Annotated in this window: 10 protein-coding genes; 2 read left to right on the top strand and 8 right to left on the bottom strand. The window is 67.2% G+C overall.

The window, feature by feature from the left end:
* Window positions 1–69: 69 nt before the first annotated feature.
* Window positions 70–1,218, top strand: a complete 1,149-nt coding sequence (locus tag IB269_RS21560) for an anhydro-N-acetylmuramic acid kinase (RefSeq protein ID WP_192368260.1) — start codon at window positions 70–72, stop codon at window positions 1,216–1,218.
* Between the two features lie 197 nt (window positions 1,219–1,415).
* On the opposite strand, the gene IB269_RS21555 is transcribed toward IB269_RS21560, so the two are convergent.
* The 7 genes from IB269_RS21555 to rplM form a co-directional block, all read right to left on the bottom strand.
* On the bottom strand, window positions 1,416–2,714 hold the full coding sequence (locus IB269_RS21555) for an NCS2 family permease (RefSeq protein ID WP_012207705.1): 1,299 nt from the start codon (window positions 2,712–2,714) through the stop codon (window positions 1,416–1,418).
* Window positions 2,715–2,890: 176 nt separating this feature from the next.
* Complete coding sequence (xdhB, locus tag IB269_RS21550; RefSeq protein ID WP_192368259.1) at window positions 2,891–5,317, bottom strand: xanthine dehydrogenase molybdopterin binding subunit; 2,427 nt, start codon at window positions 5,315–5,317, stop codon at window positions 2,891–2,893.
* 1 nt (window position 5,318) lies between these two features.
* Complete coding sequence (xdhA, locus tag IB269_RS21545) at window positions 5,319–6,932, bottom strand: xanthine dehydrogenase small subunit (RefSeq protein ID WP_192368258.1); 1,614 nt, start codon at window positions 6,930–6,932, stop codon at window positions 5,319–5,321.
* A gap of 279 nt (window positions 6,933–7,211) precedes the next feature.
* Window positions 7,212–8,654, bottom strand: coding sequence for a multidrug transporter subunit MdtD (gene mdtD / locus IB269_RS21540; protein ID WP_043820192.1), 1,443 nt, complete (start codon window positions 8,652–8,654; stop codon window positions 7,212–7,214).
* Window positions 8,655–8,770: 116 nt separating this feature from the next.
* Window positions 8,771–9,145, bottom strand: a complete 375-nt coding sequence (gene erpA, locus IB269_RS21535; protein ID WP_013800449.1) for an iron-sulfur cluster insertion protein ErpA — start codon at window positions 9,143–9,145, stop codon at window positions 8,771–8,773.
* Between the two features lie 214 nt (window positions 9,146–9,359).
* Window positions 9,360–9,752: a 30S ribosomal protein S9 gene (gene rpsI, locus IB269_RS21530; protein WP_012207710.1), complete on the bottom strand. Its 393-nt coding sequence runs from the start codon at window positions 9,750–9,752 to the stop codon at window positions 9,360–9,362.
* Window positions 9,753–9,762: 10 nt separating this feature from the next.
* A complete protein-coding gene (gene rplM / locus IB269_RS21525) occupies window positions 9,763–10,191 on the bottom strand; it encodes a 50S ribosomal protein L13 (protein WP_012207711.1) in 429 nt (142 codons plus the stop codon).
* Window positions 10,192–10,438: 247 nt separating this feature from the next.
* On the opposite strand from rplM, the gene IB269_RS21520 reads away from it, so the two are divergent.
* Entirely contained in the window at window positions 10,439–11,311 is an 873-nt protein-coding gene (locus IB269_RS21520) for a 23S rRNA (adenine(2030)-N(6))-methyltransferase RlmJ (RefSeq protein WP_012207712.1), read from the top strand.
* Between the two features lie 7 nt (window positions 11,312–11,318).
* Here IB269_RS21520 and IB269_RS21515 read toward each other — a convergent pair whose 3' ends face one another.
* A complete protein-coding gene (locus IB269_RS21515; protein WP_192368257.1) occupies window positions 11,319–12,230 on the bottom strand; it encodes a septal ring lytic transglycosylase RlpA family protein in 912 nt (303 codons plus the stop codon).
* Between the last annotated feature and the right edge of the window lie 38 nt (window positions 12,231–12,268).

Raw genomic sequence — 12,268 nt, 5'->3', positions numbered from 1 at the left:
AGCCTTTGTTGTTTCAGGCGCATCTTTTTGTGATCGCGGGCCCCAGGCCACAGGGCTACCATTGCCGGCATGAACCAGCCCACCCCCTCCCCCATCGCCCACCGCTACTGCATAGGCCTGATGTCCGGCACCTCGCTTGACGGGGTGGACGGCGTGCTTGTGGACTTTGCCGAAGGCACGCAGGTGCTGTGGCATGCCAGCCGGGGGTTCGACGCCGCGCTGCGCGCCGAGCTGCTGGCGCTGAACACCCCCGATGGCCGCGACGAGCTCCACCGCGCGGCGCTGGCGGCCAATGCGCTGGCGCGCAGCTATGCCGAGGTGGTGCGGGAACTGCTGCAGGCCACGGGCCTGGCGCCCGCGCAGATCGCCGCCATCGGCGCCCACGGCCAGACCGTGCGCCACCGGCCCCAGATGTTCGACGGCACGGGCTACACGCTGCAGCTCAACAGCCCGGCCCTGCTGGCCGAGCTCAGCGGCGTTGCCGTGGTGGCCGACCTGCGCAGCCGCGACGTGGCCGCAGGCGGCCAGGGCGCGCCGCTGGTGCCCGCCTTCCACCAGGGCGTGTTCGGCCGGCCCGGCGAGACGGTGCTGGTGCTCAACATCGGCGGCATTGCCAATCTCAGCGTGCTGGCGGGCGATGGCACGGTGCTGGGCTTCGACTGCGGCCCCGGCAATGCGCTGATGGACGGATGGTGCCAGGCGCACACGGGCCAGCCCTATGACGACGGCGGCCAATGGGCGGCCACGGGCCAGGTGCTGCCCGCCCTGCTCGACCGCCTGCTGGCCGAGCCTTTCCTGCAGCAGCCGCCCCCCAAGAGCACGGGGCGCGACCTGTTCCATGCCGACTGGCTGGCCGGCCATCTTTCCGCCAGTGCAACCAGCGCCGCCGATGCCCGCCCTGCCGACGTGCAGGCCACGCTCACCGAATTCACGGCCCGCGCCTGCGCCGGTGCCGTGCAGCGCTTCGGGCATGGCGGCGGCGAGCTGCTGGTCTGCGGCGGAGGTGCGTTCAACACGCAACTGATGCAGCGCATCGCCGCCTTGCTGCCCGGCGTGGCCGTGGACACCACGGCCACGCGCGGCCTGCCGCCTCAGCAGGTGGAGGCCGCCGCCTTCGCCTGGCTGGCGCGCCAGGCCCTGCTGGGTTTGCCGGGCAACCTGCCCGCCGTGACGGGCGCACGCGGCCCGCGCATCCTGGGCGCCATCCACCCCGCATAAAAAAACCATGCAAGGCATCCGCCAAGCATGGGCCCACCAAACATCTTGCCTGAGCCCAAAGCCTATGAAACTGGCGCGGCCCAAACGCAGGGACGCCGAGCAAGAGCCGCCTCGCGGCGAGGGCGTCGTCCCCCTCCCGCGAAGCGAGAGAGGGCGCCGTGCATACGGGGGAAGGCGCGTAAGCGCCTCAGGGGGTGCTATCCGCCTATATAGACGAACTTGAAGAGGAAGACGCCGCCGATCAGCCACACCATCCAGTGCACTTCCTTGGCGCGCCCCGTGAACAGCTTGAGCACGGCATAGGTGATGAAGCCGAAGGCCAGGCCATTGGCCACCGAGTAGGTGAAGGGCATGAGCAGGGCCGTGACGGCGGCGGGGATGGCCTCGGTGGTCTCGCCCCATTCGATCTCGGTCAGCTCCTTGAGCATCAGGCAGGCCACGAAGAACAGCGCAGGCGCCGTGGCGTAGCCGGGCACCACGCCGGCCAGCGGCGACAGGAACAGGCAGCACAGGAAGAGCACGGCCACGGTCAGCGCCGTCAGGCCCGTGCGGCCACCCGCTTGCACGCCGGCCGCGCTTTCCACATAGGCCGTGGTGCTGGAGGTGCCCAGCAACGAGCCCGCGAAGATGGCGCCGCTGTCGGCCAGCAGCGAGCGGTTGAAGCGTCCCATGCGGCTGGGCACCAGCAGGCCCGCGCGCTTGGCCACGCCCATCAGCGTGCCCGTGGCATCGAACAGCTCGACCAGGAAGAACACCAGCACCACGTTGAGGATGCCACCTGTCAGCGCGGACTTGATGTCCAGCTGCAGGAAGGTGGGCGCAATGGAGGGCGGCGCCGAGAACACGCCATGGAACTCGTTGCCTGCGAAGAAGAACGAGGCCACGGTGACGGCGACGATGCCGATCAGGATGGCGCCCGGCACCTTCAGGCGGTCCAGCACCACGATGATCAGAAAGCCCAGCGAGGCCAGGATGACTTCGGGCTTGTGCAGGTCGCCCAGGGTCACGAAGGTGGCCGGCGATGCGGCGACGATGCCCGCGCTCTTGAGCGCGATCAGCGCCAGGAACAGGCCGATGCCCACGGTGATCGCTATGCGTATGGACTGCGGTATGCCCTTGATGATCAGCTCCCGCAGGCCGAACAGCGTCACCAGCAGGAACAGGCAGCCCGAGACGAAGACCGCGCCCAGCGCGGCCTGCCAGGTGAAGCCCATGTGCAGCACCACCACGTAGGCGAAGTAGGCGTTCAGGCCCATGCCCGGCGCCAGTGCGATGGGATAGTTGGCGTACAGCGCCATGATGGTCGTGCCCAGCGCCGCGATCAGGCAGGTGGCCACGAAGACGGCCCCCTTGGGCATCCCCGCATCCCCCAGGATCGAGGGATTGACGAAGATGATGTAGGCCATCGTCAGAAAGGTCGTCAGGCCCGCGACCAGCTCGGTTCTTACATTGGTGCCGTGCTCACTGAGCTTGAACACCCGTTCCATCCAGTTCATCGCATTGTCTCCGTGTTGTTTTCGCATGCGGGGCGCAACGGTTGTGAAAGCGCCCAGGGTTGAGCACCGGCTGTCCAGGCCGGCACAAGGCATGGCACCCTGCCGGGCGGCCATGGACCTGGTGGCGCGCATCGCTGCGCGCGGATTCAAGGAATGAGGAGGCGGCGCCGGTCCGCTCAGCTCCCGGCGGCCTGCACGGCCTCGATGGCGCGCAGGATGGATTCAGGCGTGGCCGGCGATTGCAGCGGCGGGTTGCTGCGGTGCCCGCCCGCGGCCGAGACGGCGTCGCGGATGGCGAAGAACACCGAGAACGGCAGCAGCAGCGGCGGCTCGCCCACGGCCTTGCTGCGGTGGATGGAGTCCTCGAAGTTGTCGCCCTCGAACAGCCGCACGTTGAACACGGGCGGGCAGTCATTGGCCGTCGGGATCTTGTAGGTGCTGGGCGCGTGCGTGGTGAGCTTGCCGCTTTGCGGGTGCCAGACCAGCTCTTCCGTGGTCAGCCAGCCCATGCCCTGGATGAAGGCGCCCTCGACCTGGCCCACGTCCACGGCCGGGTTCAGCGAGCGGCCCACGTCGTGCAGCACGTCGGCGCGCAGCAGCTTGAACTCGCCGGTCAGCGTGTCCACCACCACCTCGCTCACGGCCGCGCCGTAGGCGTAGTAGAAGAAGGGCCGGCCCTGCATGGTGTCCTTGTTCCACGACAGGCCGGGCGTGGCATAGAAGCCGTCGGACCACAGCTGCACGCGCTCGATGTAGGCCTCGCCCACCACGGCCTTGAAATCCAGCACCTTGCCGTTGACGTGGACCTGATCGTTGGCAAAGCGCACGTCCTGCGCGCGGCCGCCATGGCGCTCGGCGGCGCAGGCGGCCAGGCGTTCGCGGATCTGGCGCGCCGCATCCTGCGCGGCCTTGCCGTTGAGGTCGGCCCCCGTCGATGCCGCCGTGGCCGAGGTGTTGGCCACCTTGGTGGTGTCGGTGGCCGTGACGCGCACGCGCCCGAAGCCCACGCCCAGCTCGTGCGCCACGACCTGGGCCACCTTGGTGTTCAGGCCCTGGCCCATCTCGGTGCCGCCGTGGTTCACGAGGATGGAGCCGTCGTTGTAGACATGGACCAGGGCGCCGGCCTGGTTGAAGTGCTTGACGTTGAAGGAGATGCCGAACTTGAGCGGCGTCAGCGACAGGCCGCGCTTGAGCACGGGGCTGGCCGCGTTGAACTCGGCGATGGCATCGCGGCGCGCGCGGTAGTCGCTGCAGGTCTCCAGCTCGGCCACCAGCTCGTGGATCACGTTGTCGGTCACGACCTGGCTGTAGGGCGTGACATTGCGCTCGGTCTTGCCATAGAAGTTGACGCGGCGCACATCGAGCGCATCGCGTCCCAGCTCGCGCGCCACCGTCTCCATGATGTTCTCGATGGCGATCGCGCCCTGCGGGCCGCCGAAGCCGCGGAACGCCGTATTGCTCTGGGTATTGGTCTTGCCGGAGTAGCCGTGCATGGACACATCGGGCAGCCAGTACGTGTTGTCGAAGTGGCACAGCGCGCGCGTCATCACGGGGCCGGACAGGTCGGCCGAGTGGCCGGCGCGCGAGACCATGGAGATCTCGGCGCCGAGGATGCGGCCCTCGTCGTCGTAGCCCACCTCGTACTCGTACCAGAAGCAGTGGCGGCGGCCCGTGATCATGAAGTCGTCATCGCGGTCCAGGCGCAGCTTGACGGGGCGGCGCAGCCGCGTCGCGGCCACCGAGGCCACGCAGGCGAACAGGGCCGACTGCGACTCCTTGCCGCCGAAGCCGCCGCCCATGCGGCGGCACTCCACATGCACGGCGTGCGAGGCCACGCCCAGCGCATGCGCCACCAGATGCTGCATCTCGCTGGGGTGCTGGGTGGAGCAGTACAGGTGGACGGCGCCGTCCTCCTTGGGAATGGCGTAGCTGATCTGGCCTTCCAGGTAGAACTGCTCCTGGCCGCCCACGTAGAACGATGACTTCAGGCGGTGCGGCGCCTCGTCCATGGCGCGGCGAGCGCCGCCTTCATTCGTGCTGCGCGCCAGGTGCATGGGCGGCAGCACGTACTGGCCCAGCTCATGCGCCTGCTGGGGCGTGAGCACGGGCGGCTCGGCCGTGATGTCGGCCGCCGCCTTGGCTTGGGCCGCAGCCAGGCGCGCAGCCTCGCGGCTTTCGGCGATCACGGCGAACAGCGGCTGGCCCAGGTAGCGGATTTCGCCGCTGCACAGGATGGGGTCGTCGTGGATGATGGAGCCGCAGTCGTTGACGCCGGGAATGTCCTCGCCCGTGAGCACGGCCACCACGCCGGGCATGGCGCGGATGGCGTCGAGCTTGAGCGCATTGAGCCGGCCATTGGCCACGGGCGACAGGCCCAGCGCACAGTGCAGCGTGCCGTCCAGCTCGGGCAGGTCGTCGATGTAGGCGGCCTCGCCGGCCACATGCAGATGGGCCGATTCATGCGGGCGGCTGATGCCCACGCGCTGGCCCTGGGTGTGGGCACCGGCCTCGGCGCGCTCGTCCACGCGGAAGGCGGTGTTCTTCAGGTAATGCGCAAAGGCCTCGGACGAGTGCAGCAGGGAGGGATCGATGGGGCGGTTCATTTCAGGCTCCTTGGTGCACTGCGTGGGGCATCACGCTCCAGACGCTGGTGGCCTGCAGCGGCAGCGGTTGCTGCGGACGTGTCTCCAGCCACAGGCGCTGCAGCAGGTTCTGCGCCACCTTGAGCCGGTAGTCGGCGCTGGCGCGCATGTCGGACATGGGCTTGAAGTCCTGGGCCAGCGCGGCCTGGGCGGCCTTCACTGCGGCCTGGTCCCAGGGCTGGCCCACGATGGCCGCCTCCGCCAGGGCCGCACGCTTGACCACGGCGGCCATGCCGCCAAAGGCCAGGCGGGCGGACTTCACCACCTCGCCATCGAGCTCGATGGCCAGCCCCGCGCACAGCGCCGAGATGTCGCAGTCAAAGCGCTTGCTGATCTTGTAGGCCCGGGTCTGGCGCCGTGCAGCGTCCAGCGGCACGGCCAGTGCCTGCACGAACTCGCCCGGCTCCAGCTGGTTCTTCATGTAGTCCAGATAGAAGTCATGCAGCGGCATGCGGCGCACGCGTGCGCCCTTGCGCAGCTCGATCTGCGCGTCCAGCGCCATCAGCACGGGCGGCGAGTCGCCAATGGGCGAGCCATTGGCCACGTTGCCACCCATGGTGCCCGCATGCCGGATGGGCACGGAGGCAAAGCGCAGCCACACGTCGGTCAGCCCCTCGAAGCGCTGCGACAGCGCGGACCAGGCCGATTCCAGCGAGGCACCGGCGCCGATGTACAGCTCGCCGCCGTCCAGGCTGCCCGCGCCGCGGCGCTCCTCGACGCGCTTCATCTCGGCCACGTCGCCCACATAGACGATGTCGCCCAGGTCGCGGAACTGCTTGGTCACCCACAGCCCCACATCGGTGGAGCCTGCCAGCAGGCGCGCGCGGGGCTTGGCCTCGCACACGGCGGCCAGCTCGTCCAGCGTGCGCGGAGCGTGGAAGCTGTCCACACGGCCGCCCTGGGCGGCGTTGGACGCGGTGTAGTCCAAGCCGGCATCCTGCGCGCGCAGGCCCTGCAGTGCCTGCACCACGGGGTCGGTGGCCATGCGCGTGGCTGGCAGGTCGAACATGCGCTGGCCTGCGTCCAGGATGGGACGGTAGCCCGTGCAGCGGCACAGATTGCCCGACAGCTCGTCGGCCAGCTGCTGGCGCGAGGGGCGCGTGCCGGCCTGCTGGTGGTGCTCGTAGGCCGACCACAGCGACATCACGAAGCCCGGCGTGCAAAAGCCGCACTGCGAGCCGTGACAGTCCACCAGCGCCTGCTGCACGGGGTGCAGCTCGGCACCGCCTGCGGGCTTGCCGGTGGCACAGCCCTGCTTGCCGGCGCACTGGCCCTTGACGTCCTCCACCGTGAACAGCGCCTTGCCGTGCAGCGTGGGCAGGAACTGGATGCAGGCATTGACCGTCTGCAGCTGCAGGCCGCCCACGGCGTCGGGCGCGCCGTCTTCGGCCAGCTCGGCAATGACCACGGTGCAGGCGCCGCAGTCACCTTCGTTGCAGCCCTCCTTGGTGCCGGTGCAGCGCGCGTCGCCGCGCAGCCAGTCGAGCACCGAGCGCGTGGGATGCGGCCCCTGTACCTCGACGATCTGGCCGCGGTGATAGAAGCGGATGGGTTGGGAACTGGGGCTCTGGCTCATGCTCGTGGGGGCAACTGCTGGTGCGTGGACTGTTCGGATCACGACTTACGCAAATTCCGAGGAAGAAAGCCGCTGGCCCTGTGGCGATGGCGTGTTTGCGTTCTTGCTTGCGTAAGTCCTGCGGATGTACCCGAGATTAAGTCCAGCCCCGCCCAAACGCATAAGAAGGCCTCGATATTTCCTATGCGGGCTGCCATATATCCTTGCCAAAAACAAGGGTAAACCCGCAACAAAAGTGTGGATTGCAGCGGTTCAGGGTGCAAAAGGCATGCACAGCCCTCACTCGTGCTCGGCCGGCTCCAGAGGCTTGGGCCGCACATCCTCATCGTCGCCGAGCTGCGAGAAGATCATGGTCGAGGCCAGCGTCACCGCGCCCATGCAGACGAAGGTGGCGCGGAAGGCATTGAGGGTGTGCTGCGGCGTATCGCCGCCGAACCATTCGCTGAAACCGGCCAGCACCGCACCTGCGGCGGCCACGCCCATGCCCATGGCCAGCATCTGCACCATGGACAGCAGGCTGTTGCCGCTGCTGGCGTTGCCGGCATCGAGGTCCTTGAGCGTGACGGTGTTCATGGCCGTGAACTGCATGGAGTTGGTGGCGCCGAAGATCAGCAGTTGGACGATGACCACCCACAGCGGCAGCGCCGTGGAGACCGTGCCGAAGCTGGCGATCATCAGCGACAGCACCAGGGTGTTGCCCATGAGCACGCGGCGGTAGCCGATGCGCTGGATCAGCGTGGTGGTCTGGCGCTTCATGGCCATGCTGGCCAGCACCGTGGGCAGCATCATCATGCCGGCCTGCAGCGGAGAGAAACCCAGGCAGACCTGCAGCACCAGCGGGATCAGGAAGGGCATGCAGGAGCTGCCCAGGCGCGAGAACAGGTTGCCCAGCAGGCCCACGCGCAGGCTGCGTACGGCAAACAGCTCGGGGGCGAACAGCGGGTCGGGCCGGCGCAGCGCATGCAGCCAGTAGGCGGCCAGGCTGGCCAGGCCGAAGATCAGCAGCACGAAGACCATGGCGCCGTGGATGCCCTTGCCCGACATGCTGTCCAGCGCCAGCGACACGGCCACCATGCCGAAGGCCAGCAGCGCATAGCCCACGCCGTCGAAGCGCTTGACGGCAAAGCGGTCGCCCACCGGCATGAAGCGCAGCGTAGCGGCCAGGCCGATCAGGCCCACGGGCACGTTGACCAGGAAGATCCAGTGCCAGCTCACGTACTCCACCATCCAGCCGCCCAGCGTGGGTCCGATCAGTGGCCCGACCAGGCCGGGGATGGCCACGAAGCTCATGGCCTTGAGGAACTGCTCGCGCGGAAAGGCGCGCAGCACGGCCAGCCGCCCCACCGGCATGAGCAGCGCCCCGCCCATGCCCTGCAGCACGCGCGCAGCCACCATCAGCTGCAGGTTGGGCGCAATCGCGCACATCACCGAGCCCAGCACGAACAGCGCAATCGCCCACAGGTAGACACGCCGCGTGCCGAAGCGGTCGGCCATCCAGCCCGAGGCCGGGATCAGCATGGCCATGGTCAGCGAGTAGGCGACGATGACCGACTGCATGCGCAGCGGGCTCTCGCCCAGGGCCTCGGCCATGGTGGGCAGCGCGGTGTTGACGATGGTGCCGTCCAGCGTCTGCATGAAAAAGCCGATGGCCACAAGCCATAGCAGCACCGAACGCGAGGAGGATGTGGAGGAGGCGGAAGCGCTTTTGTCTTCAGGAATCATGGCAAGGCAGGAAGGGCGCAGGCGTTAAAAAACCGCCTGCGCATTGCTGCGCGGCGGTTGGTGGCGTGTTGTGCGGCGGGCTGCTGCGGGCTTCACTGCAGCGCGGCCAACAAGGCTTACACCGAGAAGCTCGATCCGCAGCCGCAGGTGGTGGAGGCGTTGGGGTTCTTGATCACGAACTGCGCGCCCTGCAGGTCTTCCTTGTAGTCGATCTCGGCACCCACCAGGTACTGGTAGCTCATGGCGTCGATCAGCAGCGACACGCCATTCTTGGTCATGGTCGTGTCGTCGTCGTTGGTGATCTCGTCGAAGGTGAAGCCGTACTGGAAGCCCGAGCAGCCGCCACCTTGCACGAACACGCGCAGCTTCAGGTCAGGGTTGCCTTCCTCGGCGATCAGATCGGCCACCTTGGCAGCTGCGCTGTCGGTGAAGACGATCGGGGTGGGCATTTCGGCGGTGGTGGTTTCGGTGATTTCTGCGACGGCGCTCATGGGGATACTCCGAAGTTCTCAATTGGCCCGAATGGTACAGCAAAGGGCTCGGGAATTCCCGGGGCCGCCGGCTTGACGACAGTGCAAGTGGGGGCATTGGCCACCAACGGCGAAGGTGAATGCGAAGGGTTTGCATCGCCCAGAAAAAAACCGCCGGCAAAGGCGGTTTTTTTCTGGGGAAAGCCCCGGGGGACTTTCCTGCAGTGCCAGCGGATTAACGCTTGGAGAACTGCTTGGCGCGGCGTGCGGAGCGCAGGCCGACCTTCTTACGCTCGACTTCACGAGCGTCACGCGTCACGAAGCCGGCTTGGCTCAGGACGGGCTTGAGCGCTGCGTCATAGTCGATCAGGGCGCGGGTGATGCCGTGGCGGGTAGCGCCGGCCTGGCCGGATTCACCACCACCGTGGACGTTCACTTGAATGTCGAAAGCTTCCAGGTTGCTCGTCAGAGCCAGGGGCTGCTTTGCGATCATGATCGAGGTTTCGCGGCCGAAGTATTCCTGAATGTCCTTGCCATTCACGGTAATCTTGCCGGAGCCCTTCTTCAGGAACACGCGCGCGACGCTGGATTTGCGACGGCCGGTGCCATTGTTCCAATCACCAATCATCTAGGTCTCCTTAGATTTCCAGAGCCTTGGGCTGCTGGGCGGTGTGGGGATGCTCAGCACCGCCGTACACCTTGAGCTTCTTGATCATTGCGTAGCCCAGGGGACCCTTGGGCAGCATGCCCTTGACGGCCTTTTCCAGAGCGCGGCCGGGGAACTTGGCCTGCATGTCGCGGAAGTTGGTGGCAGTGATGCCGCCGGGGAAACCAGAGTGGCGGTAGTACACCTTGTCCAGGTTCTTGGTGCCGGTGACCTTGAGCTTGGAGGCGTTGATGATGACGATGAAGTCGCCGGTGTCAACGTGAGGTGTGTAAATGGCTTTGTGCTTGCCGCGCAGACGGAGTGCCACTTCGCTGGCGACACGTCCGAGCACCTTATCGGTGGCGTCAATCACAAACCACTCGTGTTGCACCTCAGCGGGCTTTGCGCTGAATGTAGACATGAGTTTTCTCTTTCAAGAAAGGTTTGGCGGGTCCTTTTCCGCGGTCGGCGCTTCTTCAAAAAGGAAGCCTCTTAGGCGGGGATGTAAACTTCGCCGCGGGACCCTAAAATCGCTGCGAAGCCCTCCATTATACAAAAACGGCAGGTCTTCGCCATCCCCCCTTGCGCCGCCCTGGCTTCAGCGCCGGCCCCCATCCTTCAGCCGCCACGGACAACCACCCGGCAGCGCGGCTGGTTACCATACGCCTATGTTCAGTTACCGCCACGCCTTCCATGCAGGCAACCATGCCGATGTGCTCAAGCACACCGTGCTGATCGCCACCCTGCAATACCTCCTCCAGAAGGATGCCGCCCTCACGGTGCTGGACACGCACGCCGGCGCCGGCCTGTACCGACTGGACGGCGACTACGCCAACAAGAGCGGCGAGTCCGCCGACGGCATCATGCGCCTGGCCCAGGCCAAGGAGGCCGAGCTGGCCCCGGTGCTGCAGGCCTACCTGGCCACGGTGCGCTCCTTCAACCAGGGCGCGCAGCTGCGCAACTACCCGGGCTCGCCCTTCATCATCCAGTCCCTGCTGCGCGTGCAGGAGCGCGACAAGCTCAAGGTCTTCGAGCTGCATCCCACCGACATGCGCTCGCTGGTGGGCAACATTGCCCAGCTCGAAGCGGGCCGCCAGGTGGCCGTGCTGCACGAGGACGGCTTCGAGGGCATCAAGAAATTCCTGCCACCACCGTCACGCCGCGCCCTGGTGCTGTGCGACCCCAGCTACGAGCTCAAGAGCGACTACGCCAAGGTGCTGGACATGGCGGCCGACAGCCTCAAGCGCTTTGCCACAGGCACCTATGCGGTCTGGTATCCGATCATCCCGCGCCCTGAAGCGCACGATCTGCCGCGCCGCCTGAAGACCATGACCACCAAGGCCGGCAAGAGCTGGCTGCACGTGGAGCTCACGGTCAAGAGCAACAAGACGTCGGAGCGCGGCGGCCTGCCGGCCAGCGGCATGTTCCTGATCAATCCGCCGTTCAATCTCAAGGAACAGCTCAAGCCGGCCATGCCGCAGCTGGTCAAGCTGCTCGGTCAGGACGAGAACGCGGCCTTCACGCTCGAATCGGGCGGCTGAACACGGTTCAGCGCGAGCTCGACGCCGCAGAGGCCACTGCCGTGGCCGAGGCTGCGGCGGGCGCAGCGGCCTTCGCCACCGGCTTGGCGGCAGGGGCGGCACGGCTGGCCACGGCCGTGCGTGCATTGGGCCTGGATGCGGGCGCCTTGGCCTGCACACGCGGCCGGACCGGGGCCTTTGCCTGAACCTGGGTCCGCGCCTGTGTTTGTGTCTGTCCCTTGGCCTGCTGCGTCTTCTTGAGCGACTCTGCCTTCCTGGCCGTGACCAGGGTTTCGGGGCATTCTTCCTCGCCTTCGTCGAGCTGCCACAGCTCCACGGGCTTGATGCCCAGGCCGACCATGCCCAGCTCCTGCGCAGCGGCCTGACTCAGGTCGATCACGCGGCCAGGCGCAAACGGCCCCCGGTCATTGATGCGCACCACCACCGTCCTGCCTGTCGCGGCGCTGCGCACGCAGACACGGCTGCCGAAGGCGAAGCTGCGGTGCGCAGCCGTCAGCTCTTCCTTGTCGAAACGTTCGCCGCTGGCCGTCAGCCGGCCATGCAGGCCCGGGCCATACCAGGAAGCCAGGCCTTGCTGGTCACTGTCGCGCGAGGGAACGAGGGCGAAATCGGGATTGGAGGGAGTGTCGGCACTCTCTTCGGGCGAAGCCGGTTCGGAGGGCCTGGCATCCGCGGACCTGCTGGCAGGCGGTGTGGCCCGCGAGGCGCGGCTGCTGCGCTTGCCTGCGGAGGGAACGGCCGCAGGCGTCTGGCCTTCAGCCATGGCCTCGGCACCTGCCGAACCAGCAGAACCGGCCATCAGGGCGCCGGACTCGGCATCGGTTTCGGCCACGGGAGCCGGTGCGCAGCCAGCCAGGGTGGCGGTGATGGCACACATGGCCAGCCAGCGCCAATGCAGGCGTCGAAAATTACGATCCATGGGCAAAAACCTCCAGGGAACGCCTGACCGTTCCCAAG

The sequence above is a fragment of the Delftia sp. DLF01 genome (genome assembly GCF_014852125.1).
GTDB lineage: Bacteria > Pseudomonadota > Gammaproteobacteria > Burkholderiales > Burkholderiaceae_C > Comamonas > Comamonas acidovorans.
The sequence above is the reverse complement of the archived record's forward strand: the minus strand, read 5'-3'. Positions and strand labels throughout refer to the sequence as shown.

Bases quoted from the DNA above. Each gene is read 5' to 3' on its own strand.
- IB269_RS21555 (WP_012207705.1), bottom strand. From the start codon at position 2,714: ATGAACTGGATGGAACGGGTGTTCAAGCTCAGTGAGCACGGCACCAAT.
- xdhB (WP_192368259.1), bottom strand. From the start codon at position 5,317: ATGAACCGCCCCATCGATCCCTCCCTGCTGCACTCGTCCGAGGCCTTT.
- IB269_RS21520 (WP_012207712.1), top strand. From the start codon at position 10,439: ATGTTCAGTTACCGCCACGCCTTCCATGCAGGCAACCATGCCGATGTG.
- IB269_RS21515 (WP_192368257.1), bottom strand. From the start codon at position 12,230: ATGGATCGTAATTTTCGACGCCTGCATTGGCGCTGGCTGGCCATGTGT.
- IB269_RS21560 (WP_192368260.1), top strand. From the start codon at position 70: ATGAACCAGCCCACCCCCTCCCCCATCGCCCACCGCTACTGCATAGGC.
- rpsI (WP_012207710.1), bottom strand. From the start codon at position 9,752: ATGATTGGTGATTGGAACAATGGCACCGGCCGTCGCAAATCCAGCGTC.
- rplM (WP_012207711.1), bottom strand. From the start codon at position 10,191: ATGTCTACATTCAGCGCAAAGCCCGCTGAGGTGCAACACGAGTGGTTT.
- mdtD (WP_043820192.1), bottom strand. From the start codon at position 8,654: ATGATTCCTGAAGACAAAAGCGCTTCCGCCTCCTCCACATCCTCCTCG.
- erpA (WP_013800449.1), bottom strand. From the start codon at position 9,145: ATGAGCGCCGTCGCAGAAATCACCGAAACCACCACCGCCGAAATGCCC.
- xdhA (WP_192368258.1), bottom strand. From the start codon at position 6,932: ATGAGCCAGAGCCCCAGTTCCCAACCCATCCGCTTCTATCACCGCGGC.